The organism is Haemophilus sp. SZY H35, from assembly GCF_018829705.1.
Classification (GTDB): Bacteria; Pseudomonadota; Gammaproteobacteria; order Enterobacterales; family Pasteurellaceae; genus Haemophilus; species Haemophilus haemolyticus_K.
In genome coordinates this window covers 191,658-206,687 of the sequence record NZ_JAHKJZ010000002.1, presented here as the reverse complement: position 1 = coordinate 206,687, position 15,030 = coordinate 191,658, and the positions used below count along the sequence as shown (strand labels likewise).

At 37.7% G+C, this 15,030-nt stretch carries 12 protein-coding genes and 1 other RNA gene; 5 read left to right on the top strand and 8 right to left on the bottom strand.

Going from position 1 to position 15,030, the window contains the following annotated elements:
* Positions 1-57: 57 nt before the first annotated feature.
* From clpB to ssrS, 3 genes are all read right to left on the bottom strand, one after another.
* Positions 58-2,625: an ATP-dependent chaperone ClpB gene (gene clpB, locus KP710_RS04585; RefSeq protein ID WP_048953922.1), complete on the bottom strand. Its 2,568-nt coding sequence runs from the start codon at positions 2,623-2,625 to the stop codon at positions 58-60.
* Positions 2,626-2,753: 128 nt separating this feature from the next.
* A complete protein-coding gene (locus KP710_RS04580) occupies positions 2,754-3,317 on the bottom strand; it encodes a 5-formyltetrahydrofolate cyclo-ligase (protein ID WP_106014030.1) in 564 nt (187 codons plus the stop codon).
* Positions 3,318-3,334: 17 nt separating this feature from the next.
* A non-coding RNA gene (gene ssrS, locus KP710_RS04575) (6S RNA) lies at positions 3,335-3,532 on the bottom strand.
* A 184-nt stretch (positions 3,533-3,716) separates the two neighbouring features.
* Here ssrS and yaaA point away from each other — a divergent pair.
* The 3 genes from yaaA to pfkA all read left to right on the top strand — a co-directional run bounded on the left by yaaA (position 3,717) and on the right by pfkA (position 6,139).
* Positions 3,717-4,493 (top strand): peroxide stress protein YaaA, encoded by a 777-nt coding sequence (gene yaaA / locus KP710_RS04570; RefSeq protein WP_048953920.1) that lies wholly within the window; start codon positions 3,717-3,719, stop codon positions 4,491-4,493.
* Positions 4,486-5,067, top strand: a complete 582-nt coding sequence (locus KP710_RS04565; RefSeq protein WP_048953919.1) for an HI_0983 family protein — start codon at positions 4,486-4,488, stop codon at positions 5,065-5,067. The genes yaaA and KP710_RS04565 overlap by 8 nt, the downstream gene beginning before the upstream one ends.
* A gap of 106 nt (positions 5,068-5,173) precedes the next feature.
* Positions 5,174-6,139 (top strand): 6-phosphofructokinase, encoded by a 966-nt coding sequence (pfkA, locus tag KP710_RS04560; protein WP_048953918.1) that lies wholly within the window; start codon positions 5,174-5,176, stop codon positions 6,137-6,139.
* Positions 6,140-6,226: 87 nt separating this feature from the next.
* Here pfkA and KP710_RS04555 read toward each other — a convergent pair whose 3' ends face one another.
* On the bottom strand, positions 6,227-6,997 hold the full coding sequence (locus KP710_RS04555; protein ID WP_048953917.1) for a M48 family metallopeptidase: 771 nt from the start codon (positions 6,995-6,997) through the stop codon (positions 6,227-6,229).
* A gap of 140 nt (positions 6,998-7,137) precedes the next feature.
* On the opposite strand from KP710_RS04555, the gene mtr reads away from it, so the two are divergent.
* Complete coding sequence (gene mtr, locus KP710_RS04550; RefSeq protein ID WP_106014031.1) at positions 7,138-8,394, top strand: tryptophan permease; 1,257 nt, start codon at positions 7,138-7,140, stop codon at positions 8,392-8,394.
* 85 nt (positions 8,395-8,479) lie between these two features.
* Here the strand turns inward: mtr and ychF are convergent, their stop codons facing one another.
* From ychF to KP710_RS04530, 4 genes are all read right to left on the bottom strand, one after another.
* Positions 8,480-9,571, bottom strand: coding sequence for a redox-regulated ATPase YchF (gene ychF, locus KP710_RS04545; protein WP_215770959.1), 1,092 nt, complete (start codon positions 9,569-9,571; stop codon positions 8,480-8,482).
* A gap of 47 nt (positions 9,572-9,618) precedes the next feature.
* The gene (gene pth / locus KP710_RS04540) at positions 9,619-10,203 is read right to left on the bottom strand and encodes an aminoacyl-tRNA hydrolase (RefSeq protein ID WP_106014032.1); all 585 of its coding nucleotides are present in this window, start codon (positions 10,201-10,203) and stop codon (positions 9,619-9,621) included.
* Positions 10,204-10,329: 126 nt separating this feature from the next.
* Complete coding sequence (locus tag KP710_RS04535) at positions 10,330-11,637, bottom strand: MFS transporter (RefSeq protein ID WP_111407592.1); 1,308 nt, start codon at positions 11,635-11,637, stop codon at positions 10,330-10,332.
* A gap of 47 nt (positions 11,638-11,684) precedes the next feature.
* On the bottom strand, positions 11,685-12,386 hold the full coding sequence (locus tag KP710_RS04530; RefSeq protein WP_215770958.1) for a 7-cyano-7-deazaguanine/7-aminomethyl-7-deazaguanine transporter: 702 nt from the start codon (positions 12,384-12,386) through the stop codon (positions 11,685-11,687).
* Positions 12,387-12,595: 209 nt separating this feature from the next.
* Between KP710_RS04530 and KP710_RS04525 the strand changes: the two genes are divergently transcribed.
* Positions 12,596-14,827: a FepA family TonB-dependent siderophore receptor gene (locus KP710_RS04525; protein WP_215770957.1), complete on the top strand. Its 2,232-nt coding sequence runs from the start codon at positions 12,596-12,598 to the stop codon at positions 14,825-14,827.
* Positions 14,828-15,030 lie beyond the last annotated feature (203 nt).

Below are 15,030 nucleotides of genomic sequence, written 5' to 3'. Positions count from 1 at the left end.
TTGGTTGTACTTATGATAAAGCCATTTAGTATTAACTAAATGGCTTCTTTTAATTGGTTATTGTCTTGTTTGGACTTTGTTATCTATATAATCAACAATGACTTGTCCTGGCAATAAGTGACCTGATAATATTTCCTGAGCTAAACCATTTTCAATTTCTTGTTGAATTGCACGTTTCAATGGACGTGCACCATAAATTGGGTCGTAACCCACTTCACCAATGAAATCTAATAAAGCGTCAGTAAACACCAATTCATAGCCGCGAGTTTCCATACGTTTTGCTAAGCGCTCTAATTGAATATTTGCAATCGCACGAATATTCTCTTTACCAAGCGGATGGAATACCACTGTCTCATCAATACGGTTGATAAATTCCGGACGGAAATGTTGGCTAACAACCGACATCACTAAGGACTTCATTTCGCTATAGCTTTCCTCTTTGTTACCTTGGATTAAATCAGAACCTAAGTTAGAGGTCATGATCACCACGGTATTACGGAAGTCCACGGTACGACCTTGCCCATCAGTTAAACGGCCATCATCCAATACTTGTAACAAGATATTGAATACATCCGTATGGGCTTTTTCTACTTCATCTAACAAGATCACTGAATACGGACGACGGCGAACAGCTTCAGTTAAATAACCACCTTCTTCATAACCAACATAACCTGGAGGTGCCCCGACTAAGCGAGAGACACTGTGTTTTTCCATAAACTCAGACATATCAATGCGCACCATGGCATCTTCACTATCAAACAAGAATTTAGCCAAAGTTTTGCAAAGCTCTGTTTTACCTACACCTGTCGGACCGAGGAACAAGAAAGAACCAATTGGGCGGTTAGGATCGGAAAGACCAGCACGACTACGACGAATCGCGTTTGCGACGGCATCAACTGCTTCTTCTTGGCCAATCACTCGTTTATGTAGTTCATCTTCCATACGCAAGAGTTTTTCTTTCTCGCCTTCCATCATTTTTGATACTGGAATGCCTGTAGCTTTAGAAAGCACTTCTGCGATTTCTTCATCCGTGACGCGATAGCGTAAAAGCGTCATTTCTTTTCCTTCACTGGTTTCAGCTTGCTCGAGTTGCTTTTCAAGAGCAGGGATGCGGCCATATTGCAACTCAGACATTTTAGCTAAATCACCCGCACGACGAGCTTGTTCTAGTTCGGTTTTTGCAGTATCTAATTCTTGTTTAATATGTTGAGAGCCAGAAAGCGTTGCTTTTTCAGATTTCCACACTTCTTCAAGTTCAGCATATTCACGTTCTTTTTCGGTCAATTCTTTCTCTAACATTTCTAAACGTTTGCGACTTGCTTCGTCTTCTTCTTTTTGTAACGCCTGTTGTTCCAATTTTAGTTGGATAATACGACGTTCAAGACGATCAAGCGGTTCAGGTTTAGAATCTATTTCCATACGAATGCTAGACGCCGCTTCATCGATCAAATCAATGGCTTTATCAGGTAACTGACGATCAGAAATATAACGGTGTGAAAGCGTTGCTGCAGCGACAATCGCAGGGTCAGTAATATCTACATGGTGGTGAATTTCATAACGTTCTTTCAAACCACGTAAGATCGCAATAGTATCTTCTACACTTGGTTCGTCCACAAAGACTTTTTGGAAACGACGCTCAAGTGCGGCATCTTTTTCGATATATTGACGATATTCGTCTAACGTTGTTGCACCCACACAATGTAATTCACCACGCGCTAAACTTGGTTTTAATAAGTTACCCGCATCCATCGCACCATCGGTTTTACCCGCGCCGACCATAGTATGAATTTCATCAATAAAGAGGATAACGCGACCTTCTTCTTTCGAAAGTTCATTGAGAACCGCTTTTAAACGCTCTTCAAATTCACCACGATATTTCGCACCAGCAATCAACGCCCCCATATCTAATGAAAGTACGCGTTTATTTTTCAAACCTTCTGGAACTTCACCATTTACAATGCGTTGTGCCAAACCTTCCACGATAGCGGTTTTACCTACACCCGGTTCACCAATTAACACAGGGTTGTTTTTGGTACGACGTTGTAATACTTGAATCGCTCGACGGATTTCTTCATCACGCCCAATCACAGGATCAAGCTTGCCACTTTCTGCACGAGCAGTTAAATCAATCGTATATTTTTCTAATGCTTGTCTGCTTTCTTCTGCATTTTGATCATTCACGTTTTGTCCCCCTCTAATTTGCTGGATGGCTTGCGAAATTTGTTCTTTTTTCGCACCGCACTTTTTCAAAATATCGCTGAGCGCTCCTCGTTCTTCTAAAGCTGCAAGCAAAAATAATTCGCTTGAAATAAATTTATCTTGGTTTTGTTGTGCAAATTTATCGCATAGATTGAGTAAATTAATGAGCTGGCGTGAAAGTTGTACATCACCGCCATTGCCAATCACTTGCGGCAATTTATTTAGTTCAGTCTTTAACTCATTACGCAATAAAGTTACATTTACGCCACTTGCAGTTAAAATTGGTGCAATTGAGCCGCCCTGTTGATTTAAAAGTGCGGTCAATAAATGCACGGGTTCAATAAATTGATTATCTTTTCCGATAGCAAGTGATTGTGCTTCGCTTAAAGCTTCTTGGAACTTTGTTGTAAATTTTTCAATGTTCATACACTTTCCTCAATTTGGTTTTGGCTTTCGCCGTTTGCCTAAATTAAGTAAGATCGTTTAAAGGGATTTCAAGAGAAAAATTGAAATATTTTTGATTTTATCTATCAATAAAAATTTGATGATAGGTTTCAACCCACCAAAATATCGAATAGTGGGACATCCCAATGCTCAGTGGGAAGATTTTCTACTTGCTGACATTGATGTGCTAAACCTACTGGAATAAAAGATTTATCTTGCCAATTCTGTAACGTGCGATCATAAAACCCACCGCCCATGCCAAGGCGATTTCCCTGTTTATCAAAAGCCACTAATGGCGTGAATAAAATATCCAGTTCATTTAATGGTAAAACATTTTGAACATTCAGCTTCGGCTCCCAAATACCAAACTGATTTTGTTTCATTGGCGTATTAGGTAAATAGTGTAAAAACAATAAATGATGTTGAGTAAAAGGATGTAAAACAGGCAAATACACATTTTTGTTTTGTATCCAAAGGGATTGTATTAAGGTTTTTGTCGAAATTTCACCATCAAAAGAAAAATATAATGCAATATTTTTGGCTTGTCGTTGATCGATAAGATTTAACGCCTGTTGAGTCACTGATTGTTCAGCTTGTTGCTGTTGAAGTGCGGTTAAATTTGCTCGTATTTTTCGAATTTCAGAGCGGATTTGCTGGCGTTTTTGAATATTCATAGAAATGAAAGGAGAAGATAGGACCCAGAGTGCCGCTGCGGGCAGTAGTCCTTGAACCCGACGGTTCAAGGAAATCAGTTGATACCGTTTTCAGGTTTCTTAGCCCAATGAACGAGTCAAAGGTTAAGCCTACACACCAACGATAGGAAACCAATTTATAAGATTTAAAGTATCGGCTCAGGGACATAGCCCACTGACGAACACCCCAGGTAATTCTTATGGGATTATACTAGCCCAATTTTATTAGCTTGACTAGCATTTATTTTTTTATGTTGTAGAGTTGGTTATAAAATGAACCTTGGTGTTTGTGATAGTTTCAAAAAAGACCAAATCATTGTCTGCCTCAGACTATTAACTTATGCTAAAATACCGAGGATTATCTCTGATAAAAGGATGACTATGTTAGCTATTATTTCTCCCGCTAAAACTCTTGATTTTGAAAGTGCGGTAAAAAATTTTTCTGTTTCTCAACCGCACTTTACTGATTACAGCGAACAGCTTATTGAAGTTTGTCGTAAACTTTCTCCGCAAGATCTTTCATCACTTATGTCTATCAGCGATAAGTTAGCCGGTCTAAATGTTGCACGCTTTGCTGAATGGACAAAAATTCACAATGAAAACAATTCCCGTGCTGCATTATTTGCATTTAAAGGAGATGTTTATACTGGTTTAGATGCTGATTCACTTTCTGAGGATGATGTTGCCTTTGCACAATCCCATTTACGTATGCTTTCTGGCCTTTATGGACTTTTAAAACCGCTTGATTTAATGCAACCTTACCGATTAGAAATGGGCACAAAATTAGTCAATCCAAAAGGAAAAGATCTGTACGCCTTTTGGGGAAATGTGATTACCCAAGCGGTTCAACAAGCTATTGATGAACAAGGTGATAATATTCTGATAAATTTAGCCTCAGATGAATATTATAAATCGGTTAAAGAAAACCATCTTAATGCCCAAATTATTAAGCCTGTTTTCTTAGACAATAAAAATGGCAAATACAAAGTAATTAGCTTTTATGCTAAAAAAGCTCGAGGCTTAATGTGCCGTTATCTTATTCAAAATCGTTTAACCGAAATTGAACAATTAAAAGAATTTGATTTAGGTGGTTATTGGTTTGATTCAACATCATCAACTGAAACCGAATTTGTATTTAAGCGAGATATCAATGAATAAAATTTTTATCATATTGACCGCACTTTTACTTTCAGGCTGTGCAACTAAATTAACACAACTTAATATTCCTACCCAAATTGAGCATAATGGAAAAAATTATGTACTTGCGGGTAGTCAAGATTTAGATACGATAGCTCGATATGTTTATGTTGCGAAGCCAGATACCTTAGAAAATTGGCAGTCACAAATAGAAGTGCTTTTTGATCGTAATCATCCTCCGCGTTCAATAACATCGCGTATTGCGTTACGTGAGCGTATTTATCGCAATACGGGGGTAAAGCATTTTCATTTTGATATTGTTCCTGACAAATCTCCTAATGCGACTGAACTAGAGGGGTATGTTGTGTATTCACCAACAAAAGAAAATCCCTCTTGGCAGGTAAATATGATGAGGGGCCGTGATTTGCCTCAGTGTGGTTTTGTGCAGTTTCAATATGCTCAAAAAGTACAACAACCTTATCTTTCAGCTCGTTTTTCTGATGAAAAAGTACGTAAATATATCCAAAAATATATTGTCGAAAAAGAGATTAAGCATTTGCAAGATCTAGAATGGTTATGGGATTGTAAGCATTAATATAAGTGTTACACATAATCAAAATCTTGTAAGATTTCACTAGAGTAGATACCTCAAATGGTGTAATCTTAACAGCATTTTCAATTGAGATTAGAAGTAGAAAATTATGATTAAAAAAATTGCAGTATTAACAAGTGGAGGCGATGCGCCAGGTATGAATGCAGCAATCAGAGGGGTTGTTCGTTCAGCACTTGCCGAAGGCTTGGAAGTGTTTGGAATATATGATGGTTATCAAGGTTTATTTAATAATAAAATTAAACAACTAAACCGTTATAGTGTTTCTGATATTATTAATCGAGGCGGTACGTTTTTAGGTTCCGCCCGTTTTCCTGAATTTAAAGATTCTACTGTAAGAGCAAAATGTGCGGAAATTTTGCGTTCTCATGATATTGATGCATTAGTTGTTATTGGTGGTGATGGATCTTATATGGGGGCAAAATTATTAACAGAAGAGCATGGTTTTCCTTGTGTTGGTTTGCCTGGTACGATTGATAATGATGTAGCGGGTACTGATTATACAATTGGTTATCAAACTGCTTTGCAAACAGCTGTTGATGCTATCGACCGCTTACGTGATACATCAAGTTCTCATCAACGTATTTCAATTGTAGAGATTATGGGACGCCATTGTAGTGACTTAACAATTTCTGCGGGGATTGCGGGCGGATGTGAATATATTGTGGCGTCAGAAGTTGAATTTAATCGAGAAGAACTTATTCAACAAATAGAACGTAGTATTATCCGTGGTAAACGTCACGCAATTATTGCGATTACAGAACTATTAACTGATGTGCATTCTCTTGCGAAAGAAATCGAAGCGCGTGTAGGGCATGAAACTCGTGCAACCGTATTAGGTCACATTCAGCGTGGTGGTTCACCTTGTGCATTTGATAGAATACTTGCATCTCGTATGGGCGCATATGCCGTTGATTTGTTACTTCAAGGCAAAGGTGGTTATTGCGTGGGAATTCAAAATGAACGACTTGTTCATCATGATATCATTGATGCTATTAACAATATGCAACGTGAGTTTAAAGCTGATTGGTTAGAAGTAGCAAAACGTTTAGAATAATCTTTTATTTTATCTTGAGCAGGCGCATATTGTGCCTGTTTTTTTATATTTCAGGGTTAATAATAGAATTTGATTAGTCTATTCTATCTACTTAGAACTTTTATAAAGTTCAATCGCTTTCGGCAATAAACGTCTCAAATTTTCTTGTCGAGACTCATCAGTAGGATGCGTTGATGACAGTGCTGCCAATACACCACCTGTATGGTCAGATGCCGTTTTCATTTTATCCCATAGCCCTGGCGCAGCCTGAGGATTAAAACCTGATTTAGCCATTAACATTAATCCAACTTCATCTGCTTCTGTTTCTGCACTACGTGAATAAGGTTTATCTAAAGCGTAATCTTTTACTAATCCGACAGCCAATCCGCTAGCCTCTTCTCCAATGGTTGTTGAAAGAGCTACATGAGTAAGCTGTGCAGCAATATTGGTGACTATTCCAAAATTTGTTTGAGATTTACCATGTTCTTTTAATGCATGTGCCATTTCATGTCCCATAACAGTCGCGATTTCATCATTAGTAAGTTTTAAACGATCCACTAATCCTGTATAGAATGCCATTTTTCCACCAGGCATTGCCCATGCATTGAGTTGATCCGATTTAATAACATTTATTTGCCATTTGAAAGGCAGATTAGTGTGATTTTCACGATCCGCATAAGGCACCATTTTTTCAAAGATTGAGTGAATACGTTTTGCTGTTGTGGAGCTATAGTCTATTTTACCTCTTACTTTCATTTTATTAATTTCTTGAGTGTAGTTGTGTTCTGATTGTTGGTTAACTTCAGCTGAACTTACGCAAGCAGCAAGAACAAAAGAGTTGAGAAGGATAAAAAACGGCTTTTTATAGTCTTTAAGCATATTGAATAATCTTATAAAAATATCTAGTAAACAATATAGATTGATTATAGGGATATTGTAACCATTTTACGAGAGATAAAATATTGCGTTTTATCATTGCACTACTATAATAGTGCGAATTTTTATTTTGAGAAAAGATTATGACACAAAAAAAACATCCTTCTTTGCTTGGTGGAGCGATGATTATTGCCGGAACAGCAATTGGTGCAGGTATGTTAGCCAATCCAACTTCAACAGCTGGTGTATGGTTTATTGGTTCCATTTTAGCTTTGATTTATACCTGGTTTTGTATGACTACGTCAGGATTAATGATTCTAGAGGCTAACTTGCATTATCCGACGGGCGCAAGCTTTGATACGATTGTGAAAGATTTGCTAGGCAAGGGATGGAATCTTATAAATGGCTTATCGGTTGCTTTTGTTCTTTATATTTTAACTTATGCCTATATAACTTCTGGTGGTGGTATTACGCAAAGTTTATTAAATCAATTTTTGAGATCACCAGAAAGTGCGGTAGAAATTGGGCGTACTTCAGGTTCCTTAATTTTTTGTGTTGTTTTGGCTGTATTCGTTTGGTTTTCTACAAAAGCCGTAGATCGATTTACGACGGTTTTAATTGCGGGAATGGTTGTTGCTTTTTTTCTTTCAACGACGGGATTGCTTAGTTCGGTAAAAACAGAGGTGTTATTGAATACCGTAAGCTCTGGTGAACAGCAATATTTACCTTATATATTGACCGCACTTCCTGTGTGTTTAGTCTCTTTTGGATTTCATGGCAATGTACCAAGCTTAGTGAAATATTATAATCGAGATGCTCAGCGAGTAATGAGAGCGATTTTTATTGGAACCAGTTTAGCGCTCGTTATTTATATTTTATGGCAATTAGCGATTCAAGGTAATTTACCGCGTACAGAATTTGCACCAGTAATAGAAAAAGGCGGTGATGTATCTGCTTTACTGGAAGCGTTACATAAATATATTGAAACTGATTATATCGCGATTATTCTGAATTTTTTTGCTTATATGGCGATTGCAAGTTCATTTTTAGGGGTAACATTAGGGTTATTTGATTATATTGCTGATTTATTAAAGTTTGATGATAGCTTTCTCGGACGAACAAAAACAACAATAGTGACATTTATTCCGCCTTTGTTGTTAAGCCTCCAATTTCCCTATGGATTTGTGATTGCGATTGGTTATGCTGGGCTTGCTGCAACAATTTGGGCTGCTATTGTGCCTGCCTTATTGGTTCGTGCAAGTCGTAAAAAATTTCCAATGGCAGATTATAAAGTCTATGGGGGAGGTATGATGATTGGTTTTATTATTTTGTTTGGATTATTAAATATAATTGCTCAAGTTGGTATAAATTTGGGATGGTTATCTAGCTTTACAGGCTAGTATTAAAAGGTATTAGAATTAAATAAAATGGTCGATAATTTTGTTTATCGACCATATAAATTTTTAATAGAGTGATATTAACGGCTTACACGTTAAAACGGAAGTGCATTACATCGCCATCTTGTACGATGTAATCTTTGCCTTCTAAACGCCATTTACCCGCTTCTTTTGCACCATTTTCACCGTTGAATTGGATAAAGTCTTCATAAGCGATAACTTCTGCTCGGATAAAGCCTTTTTCAAAGTCGGTGTGGATTACTGCTGCTGCTTTTGGTGCGGTTGCTCCAACTGAAACTGTCCAAGCTCGTACTTCTTTTACGCCAGCAGTAAAATAAGTTTGAAGATTTAAAAGTGCGTAACCCGCACGAATTACGCGGTTCAATCCCGGTTCTTCAATGCCTAAATCTTGTAAAAATTCGACTTTTTCTTCATCATCAAGTTCCGCAATTTCAGATTCAATCGCCGCACATACTGGAACAACAACTGCACCTTCTTTTGCAGCAATTTCACGAACGCGATCTAAGTATGGATTATTTTCAAAACCATCTTCATTTACGTTTGCGATATACATTGTTGGTTTTAAAGTTAAGAAGTTGTAACTCTTGATTGCTTGCAATTCTTCTTTATCTAACCCAACAGAGCGAATCATTCCCGCATTTTCAAGTACAGGAAGGATTTTTTCCATAACGGAAAGTTCAAATTTAGCCTCTTTGTCGCCACCTTTGGTACGTTTTTGTAAACGTTGGATCGCGCGTTCGCAGCTGTCTAAGTCTGCTAAGGCTAATTCGGTATTTATGGTATCAATGTCATCTTGTGGGTCAATTTTCCCCGCAACATGCACGATATCGTCATTTTCAAAGCAACGAACGACGTGACCAATCGCATCGGTTTCACGAATATTAGCGAGGAATTTGTTACCTAAGCCTTCACCTTTACTTGCTCCCGCAACTAAGCCTGCGATGTCCACGAATTCCATCGTGGTGGGTAATACACGTTCAGGTTTAACGATTTCTGCCAATGCATCTAAACGCGGATCTGGCATTGGTACGACACCAGTATTTGGCTCGATAGTACAGAATGGATAGTTTGCGGCTTCAATACCAGCTTTAGTGAGCGCGTTAAAAAGAGTAGATTTGCCCACATTTGGCAATCCCACAATACCACATTTGAATCCCATAATTTTTCCTTATTTTGAGTAAAACGGTTGTAAAACTAACCGCACTTTTAAATTTTAAAACTGTTTAAACGGTTGGTCGCTTTGACCACTCCATCTTTGAAAATCATTTCTACACAATCAGTCGCTTCATCTAGCACTTTTTCAAGTGCATCGCGATCTGCCGGTGAGGGTTTATTTAAGACGTAACCTGCCACTAAATCACGATGGCCTGGATGCCCAATGCCAATACGTAAACGGTAGAAATTATTGTTATTGCCTAGTTGAGCCACAATATCTTTTAAGCCGTTGTGTCCACCGTGCCCGCCACCTTGTTTGAGTTTTGCTGTGCCTGGCGGTAAATCTAATTCATCATGAATCACTAAAATTTCTTCAGGTTTAATACGGTAAAAACTTGCCAATGCCCCAACCGCTTTACCACTTAAATTCATAAAAGTTGTCGGTACTAAAAGGCGCACTTCTTTTCCATTCACTAAAGTGCGGGCAGTTTTTCCGAAGAATTTACTTTCTGGATTTAGCAAAACGTTAAAACGACGTGCCAAGCGTTCAATAAGCCATTCGCCCGCATTGTGGCGTGTATCGGTATATTTATCGCCAGGATTTCCTAAACCAACAATAAGTTTTATTTCTGACATTTTTATTTGATGATGTAAAAAATAGTGGCGTATTGTAGCGAAAAAGAGAATGTTTTGAAAGGATAGTCTGTATTGGTAAAGACTGTTATATCAAAGAAAACCCGCTCAAGTGAGCGGGAGATTTGATTAATGGCGACGTTTTAAAAAGAAGAGGGCAATAGTGGAAATTAAGAGGACAAATCCAACACCAATATATAAATTTTGTTTTTCCCAACCACTATCTAAAAGTTTACCTGCAACAGTAGGGGCTAAAATTGCGCCAATACGCCCAACACCGATCGACCAACCTACACCAGTACCACGAATATCAGCATCATAGGTGAGCGGATTTAATGTATATAATCCGCTAATACATCCATTCATTAATGCACCAACAAGAATGCCGAATACCATTGCTAACCATAAAATAGAGGCTGAACCAATGAATAACATCACCGATGCAGAAGATAATAGGGTAAATAAAATTAATACAGAACGGGCCGTCCAACGACTTGCAAGTAAGCCATAAATTAATGCGCCACAGGTTCCGCCTAGTGAGATCATCATGCCCACACTAACACTTTGTTCGGTGGTCATTCCAGCCTCTTTTAGTAGGGCGGGTGTCCATGAGCTGACAAAATAGAAGCTGAACATAATGGCAAAGAACGAAGTCCAAATTAATAAGGTTGAACGCAAGTATTTTTCGCTGAATAACTGAGTAATAGGTAATTTAGTTTTTGTTTTTTCTATTTTAGATGGTAATACCCATCCTTCACCTAAACCAATTTTTTTGGCTATCATATTTAAGCGTATTTCTGCATTTCTAGGCTGCTTGTTCGTTAAGAAATCAATTGATTCAGGTAACCAAATAAGCAAAATAAGAAAGCATAAGGCGGTTAAAATCGCCCCTGCCAAAAAGACGGAACGCCAGCCATACTCACTTTGTAGCATAACGGAAAACATTCCACCCAATACGGCACCAATACCAAAACCCGCAGCGTATACACTAATGGCAAAACTACGCCATTTTTTTGATGAATATTCACTGGTAATCACATTGGTTCCAACTAAAATTCCACCTACACCAAGGCCTGTAATGACTCGCCAGAAACCGAGCATTTCATATTGGGCAATAAATGCCGATCCTAACATACCAACAGCTGATAAAAATACCGCAATTAAAAGTAATGGGCGGCGACCGATTTTATCTGCTAGTGGAGCAAGGAAAAGTGATCCCGCCGTCATGCCAAATAACCCCGCACTTAATAAATAACCTAACTCTATGCCAGATAGACTAAATTCGCCACGAATGGCAGTTGCAGTAAAGGCAAGTGCGAGGACATCAAAGCCATCTAATAAGTTCATAATGGCAGCCATCACGACAATTAACCATTGATAACCGCTCATCGGGCTTTGTTCAATTTTTTCTCGAAGAGAAAGAGAATGTTGTGTCATTATTGTTCCTTTTTGTTGTTATAAAAAATTATGTGCATATTGCTATATTAAAGGTGCGCAGCGGTAAGTTTTTGCAGTTTTCGTAAAATTATATTTAGCACAATGCCATAAGCTGGCACAAATAGCATAATACCGACAAATAGCTTAAATAAATAATCGACAAAACCAAGTTGAGCCCAGTGTTCAGCCATAAATGGATCGACACTTTCATAGAATGCAACGCTGAAGAAGACGAACGTATCAGCCATGGAGCCAAATGTCATTGAGCTAGTTGGTGCTATCCACCATGTTTTTAATTGGCGTAAACGGTTGAATACGATGACATCTAATAATTGTCCAACAACATAAGCGGCAAAGCTGGCAATTGCGATGCGAAATACAAATATATTAAATTGGGTTAATGCGTTAAAGCCTTGGAATTGGCTTTCGGAAAATAAAACAGAGACAACATAACTGACAATTAATGCCGGAAACATAACAACGAAAATAATTTTCCGCGCATCTTTTGCACCAAATACGCGCACTGTGAGATCTGTTGCTAAAAATATAAAAGGAAAAGTGAGGGTTCCCCAGGTGCTATGAAAAGAAAAATCATTAGCTGCACCAAGTGCGGTTAATTTTAACGTTATTTCGAAAGGAACTTGCACAAAATAATTGCTGGCTGCAATGATCAGAATATGAAAAAAACTCAGCCAAATAACGGCTCGATATTTTTGTTGTGCATTAAAGATTGGTATATTTAATTTCATTTTATACCTTTTTAAACTAAGAATCGGGGTGAGGGAACCCGAGATGTTCAGATGAGGCGGTAGATAATACGCAGATTTATTTGGATTGCAAGATAGTATCAGCGAAATAGCATGACAAAAATTTTCATTTTTTCTATGAAATTTATTACTTGACAGAAAATACAAAAAAAAACGATAATTTTTATCAATTATCTGCTTAAGGAAATAATATGAAAAAAACTAAATTTGCATTACTGCCTTTATCTGTTTTTATTGCAACTGTTAGCTATGCAAATCAGACCGAATCTTTAGATGAAATTAAAATTACTGCTGAGAATCAGGTAAAACAATCACTTGGTTCTTCTCTTGTTACTGCAAAAGATTTAGAGAAACGCCCAGCGACAAATGATATTTCTGAAGTATTACGTACCATGCCTGGTGTGAATTTAACGGGTAACTCTTCTACTGGACAACGTGGTAATAAACGTCAAATTGATATTCGTGGTATGGGGCCTGAAAATACATTGATTCTAGTGGACGGAAAACCAGTCACCTCTCGTAATGCAGAACGTTATGGTGTACGTGGTGAGCGTAATTCTCGTGGTGACAGCAACTGGGTGCCGGTTGAGGCGATTGAAAAAATTGAAGTATTACGTGGTCCTTCAGCAGCACGCTATGGCTCAGGTGCAATGGGTGGGGTAGTTAATATCATCACTAAACCTGTTACCAATGATTTACACGGTAGCTTAAGCTATTACACTAACCAGCCGGAAGATAGCGACGAAGGCGCAACGAATCGTGTTGGTTTTAATTTAAGCGGGGCATTAATTAAAGATATATTGCAATTCCGTTTATATGGTAACTGGAATAAAACTCAAGCGGATGAAGTCGGTATTAATGGTGATCCTGCGATTGCTGGTCGTGAAGGTGTTCGTAATAAAGATATTAATGGCCGTTTAGTGTGGAATATCAATGAGAAAAATAAATTAACCTTGGATTCTGGTTTCAGTCGCCAAGGCAATATTTATAACGGTGATACACAAAATAGCTCAGCAGGGCTTTACAATAATAAAAACTATCCTGAAACAAAAACGTTGGCAGGAAGCAAAGCTGAAACCGCTCGTTTATATCGTCAGAATTATGCTTTAACCTATGATGGTAAATTCGATCATTTCGACAATAGAACTTATATTACTTTTGATAAAACTAAAAACAGCCGTTTACCAGAATATTTAGCGGGTGGTCCAGAGGGCAGTTATTCGAGCACATCAGCTTTTAGCGATTCTATTCTTAAAAATACGCGTTTTAGTTCTGAATTTTATATCCCATTTACCTTGGGCGTAGATCATATGCTAACAGTTGGTTTTGAAGGTGTGCACAGCAGTTTAGATGATGATGCTTCTATGACGCAGTTACTCGGCGGACGACGCGTAGGTAATAAAGTGGTTTATGATTTGAAAGAACGTTTACCAAGTGGTATCTCAAATGTACGAGGTGGTCATAGCAGTCAAACAGAATGGGCAGTATTTGTTGAAGATAATATTTCAGCAACCCAATCTACGATTTTAACGCCATCTTTACGTTATGATTATAATACTTATTCAGGTTCTAATGTAAGTGGTGGTTTAAACTTCTTACAAAGTCTCAATGATGATTGGAAAATCAAAGGTGGGATTGCAAGAGCTTATAAAGCACCTAACCTTTATCAAACTAACCCAAATTACTTGTTGTTTACTTTAGGTCAAGGTTGTCCAACGAATGTACCGAATAAGAAAACCTGTTATTTCCAAGGTAATAGCGACATTAAGCCGGAAACCAGCTGGAATAAAGAAATTGGTATTGAATATAATAAAGATGGACTTCTTGTTTCTATGGCTTACTTCCGTAATGACTACCGTAACAAGATCGTGTCTGATGGTGAATTTATCGGTTTAACCAACTTAGGTAACTATGTGTATAAATGGGGTAATGCAAACCGAGCAGTGATTGAAGGCTTTGAAGGTAATCTGACATTACCATTAATCCAAGATAAATTAAACTGGGTGAATAACTTCACTTATATGCATAAAACCAAAAATAAAGATACAGGTAATCCTCTTTCTATCGTGCCAAAATATACCTTGAATTCAAGCTTAAGTTATCAAATTACAGATAGCTTGGATGCAATGTTGACTTATACGCAATACGGTAAACAAAAATCCCGTAAAAATCCGGAAAACCGTATGGAAAATGGTAACGACAAGTACGTTAATCAGCTAGCTGACTCAGACGATATTGGTAGTTATGCTGTTTGGGGATTAAGTGCGGGTTATAATTGGAAAGATACAATCAGTATTCGTGTTGGCGTAAGTAACTTATTTGATAAACGCATTTATCGTTCATCAAGCAGTAAAAATTACAATGCCCACACTTATAACGAACCTGGTCGAGCTTATTACGCAACAGTAAAATATACTTTCTAAGTAAGAATAGATGATTCAAGCCCTGTTTATACAGGGCTTTTTTTATGTGTAGCCAACTTAGATCACAAAAACGCAAAGAGATTTTGATTTAATACACAAAATAAATAACAAATATTATCGAAGCCACAGCCAACGTGCAGGTGTGTCAACATTGCCTGAACCTGGTCGTGATATTCGCTTTAATGTAAATTATACATTCTAGA

Bases quoted from the DNA above. Each gene is read 5' to 3' on its own strand.
- clpB (WP_048953922.1), bottom strand. From the start codon at position 2,625: ATGAACATTGAAAAATTTACAACAAAGTTCCAAGAAGCTTTAAGCGAA.
- KP710_RS04580 (WP_106014030.1), bottom strand. From the start codon at position 3,317: ATGAATATTCAAAAACGCCAGCAAATCCGCTCTGAAATTCGAAAAATA.
- yaaA (WP_048953920.1), top strand. From the start codon at position 3,717: ATGTTAGCTATTATTTCTCCCGCTAAAACTCTTGATTTTGAAAGTGCG.
- KP710_RS04565 (WP_048953919.1), top strand. From the start codon at position 4,486: ATGAATAAAATTTTTATCATATTGACCGCACTTTTACTTTCAGGCTGT.
- pfkA (WP_048953918.1), top strand. From the start codon at position 5,174: ATGATTAAAAAAATTGCAGTATTAACAAGTGGAGGCGATGCGCCAGGT.
- KP710_RS04555 (WP_048953917.1), bottom strand. From the start codon at position 6,997: ATGCTTAAAGACTATAAAAAGCCGTTTTTTATCCTTCTCAACTCTTTT.
- mtr (WP_106014031.1), top strand. From the start codon at position 7,138: ATGACACAAAAAAAACATCCTTCTTTGCTTGGTGGAGCGATGATTATT.
- ychF (WP_215770959.1), bottom strand. From the start codon at position 9,571: ATGGGATTCAAATGTGGTATTGTGGGATTGCCAAATGTGGGCAAATCT.
- pth (WP_106014032.1), bottom strand. From the start codon at position 10,203: ATGTCAGAAATAAAACTTATTGTTGGTTTAGGAAATCCTGGCGATAAA.
- KP710_RS04535 (WP_111407592.1), bottom strand. From the start codon at position 11,637: ATGACACAACATTCTCTTTCTCTTCGAGAAAAAATTGAACAAAGCCCG.
- KP710_RS04530 (WP_215770958.1), bottom strand. From the start codon at position 12,386: ATGAAATTAAATATACCAATCTTTAATGCACAACAAAAATATCGAGCC.
- KP710_RS04525 (WP_215770957.1), top strand. From the start codon at position 12,596: ATGAAAAAAACTAAATTTGCATTACTGCCTTTATCTGTTTTTATTGCA.